Origin of the sequence: Paraburkholderia sp. SIMBA_054, assembly GCF_046534875.1 — a bacterium.
GTDB classification, from domain to species: Bacteria; Pseudomonadota; Gammaproteobacteria; order Burkholderiales; family Burkholderiaceae; genus Paraburkholderia; species Paraburkholderia hospita.
This window is the reverse complement of record NZ_JAWRXV010000841.1, coordinates 1-269: the sequence shown is the minus strand read 5'-3', so window position 1 is coordinate 269 and position 269 is coordinate 1. Positions and strand designations below refer to the sequence as shown.

The 269-nt window shown below is 59.5% G+C and carries 1 protein-coding gene; it reads right to left on the bottom strand.

The window, feature by feature from the left end; genetic code table 11:
* Window positions 1-170, bottom strand: a 170-nt coding sequence (locus SB822_RS57480; protein WP_410859159.1) for a chemotaxis protein CheW, incomplete at its 3' end; no start/stop codon positions are given.
* Between the last annotated feature and the right edge of the window lie 99 nt (window positions 171-269).

The window sequence follows — 269 nt, the reverse complement described above, 5'->3', positions numbered from 1 at the left end:
ACGTTGTCGTAGCCGCGGATTTCCTGCACCTTGAGAATGTCGATGCCGTACTCTTCGGCGCCGAGCGTGAAGACGAGGAATTCCTGACCGCCGGCATCGGCCTGCTGCGCGTCGCGGCGACCATTCGTCGCGTTCGCGACGCTCGAATTGATGGATTGAACTTCTGCCACGTTAGCCCCCAAACGGTTGGGATAAATTGAGTTGAGTGAGTGATACGTCGAGCCGGGCGGACATCATGCGAGGCTCATTGCGCCATGCGCGTTGCGCGA